Genomic DNA, 1908 nt, shown 5'->3' on the forward strand with positions numbered 1-1908 from the left:
ACGCGGACGTCGCCGGGCTCGACCGCGAAGCTCAACCGCCCGAGCGGCCAGTAGACGCGGGGGTCGACGAGCGCGCGCGCCGCGTTGCCCGGGATGCCGCCGGTGAGGGCGAGCGCCCCGAGCGGCAGCAGGCACGCCCCCAGCAGCAACGCGCCGGCCCGCACGCCGCGCCACGGCACGAAGTGGCGGGACGCGCCTGCCGCGAGGCGCTCGGCGGTGGTGCCGACCAGCGCGTCGATCAGCCCGCCGGAGACCGGCGACGCGGCGTGGGGACCGGCCTCGCCGGCGAGCGCCCCCAGCTCGAGGCTGCTCTCGACGTCGGTCCGCAGCCCCGGGTCGACGGTCTGTGCGCGGCGCGCAGCCGCCGTCCGGGAGGGGGCCACCAGCGCGAGGGCGAGCCTGACCGCGGCGGCGACCAGCGCCGCCATGCCGCAGAGCGCAAGCGCGAAGACCGGCCACGGCCCCGCCGCGGAGCGCTCGGCGACGAGCGTGTTCAACACGATCGCGACTGCCGCGACGGCCGCCGCCCGCTCGAGCGCGGCGAGCGCCCGCGCCGCCCAGAGCAGGAGCCGGAGGCGATCCAGCTTCCGGGTCAGCGCACCGTAGTCGCCGCCCGCGCTCACGGTGCGAAGACCGGATCGTCCGGCCCCGGGGTCCGCTTCCACCGGTCGTGCACCCAGAACCACTGGTCGGGGTGCCGCCGGACCCAGGCCTCGATCGCCGCCGTGTAGCGGGCCGTCGTCACCCCGAGGCGGGTGCCGCGGTCCGCGGAGTCCGCCGGGGCGATCGGCTCGCCGATCCACACGCGATGCCGGCCGTCCGCGCCGCGCGCCGAGAAGCCGGGGAGCACCGGGGCACCGCTCTTGAGCGCCAGCAGCGCCAGCCCGAAGTTCGTGGCCGCAGGCCGGCCGAGAAAGTTCACGAAGACCCGCTCCCCGCGCGACGCGCTCTGGTCGAGGAGCACGGCGACCGCCTCGCCGCGGCGCAGCGTCCGGAGCACCTCCCGCGCCGCGTCGTCCGAGGCCACCGTACGGATGCCGGCGGCCCGGCGCAGGTCCGTGACCGTCTGGTCGACGAGCGGGTTGGCCAGGGGCCGCGCGATGCTCGTGAGCGGTATCTCCCGCCCCACGCGGGCCCCGAGCAGCTCCCAGTTGCCGCAGTGGCCGGAGACGAGCAGCAGGCCGCGGCCCGCCGCGAGCACCTGCCGGAGGCGCGGTCCGTCCTCGAAGTCGACGCGCGCGAGCAGCTCGTCGGGTCGCTCGGCGGCGAGGGCGAACTCCGCGAGGGTGCGCCCGATGCTCTCGAAGCTGGCGCACGCGACGCGCGACGCCGATGCGGCGTCGTGCCCGAGGCCAAGCCGGATGTTGGCGGCCGCGAGGCGGCGGTGGCGCCGGTCGAGGGCGTGCCAGATCCTGCCGAGGCGCGCCCCGCGCTCGATGGCCTCGTCGAGGGGGCGTGCCGCGAAGGAACGGAGGAGGCGGCGGACGACGGCATGCTCGAGCCGGTGTTTCAGCCGCCGCGCGCCGCGAGAGTCTTCAGCGATTCCCATAGCTGCTCGCAGCCTGTCATCATAACAAGTTTAACCTCCGCGCGGTAGAGCGGCACGGCGCCGGGCCAGCGCGCGATGCGCACCGCGTCCTTCGCCGTCGTCGCCACGGCCGCCGCCCCCGCCGCCGCCGCCGCGGCCGCCAGCGCCTCAAGTTCCACGGGCCGGTACGGGTGGTGGTCGCCGAAGACCTCCCATCCGAGCAGCCGCACCCCCTGCCCCTCGAGCGTCCGGCGGAACGAAGCCGGGTTCGCGACCCCGCAGAAGGCGTAGACGCCGGTGCCGGGAGGAAGTTCCGCGGCATCCCCCCGCGCGTCGCACCACCCGCCGAAATCCAGGTCGGCATCGGCAAGCAGCGCGCG

The 1908-nt window shown here is 76.6% G+C and carries 3 protein-coding genes; all 3 read right to left on the minus strand.

Annotation, left to right across the window (positions count from 1 at the left end):
- A partial coding sequence (locus VI078_09110; protein ID HEY5999440.1) for a hypothetical protein occupies positions 1-623 on the minus strand: 623 nt, incomplete at its 3' end.
- Positions 620-1549, minus strand: coding sequence for a lysophospholipid acyltransferase family protein (locus tag VI078_09115; protein HEY5999441.1), 930 nt, complete (start codon positions 1547-1549; stop codon positions 620-622). The genes VI078_09115 and VI078_09110, both read right to left, overlap by 4 nt.
- On the minus strand, positions 1510-1908 hold a 399-nt coding region (locus VI078_09120), incomplete at its 5' end, for a tetraacyldisaccharide 4'-kinase (protein HEY5999442.1). The genes VI078_09120 and VI078_09115, both read right to left, overlap by 40 nt.

The organism is bacterium (assembly GCA_036524115.1).
Taxonomy (GTDB): Bacteria; JAUVQV01; JAUVQV01; order JAUVQV01; family DATDCY01; genus DATDCY01.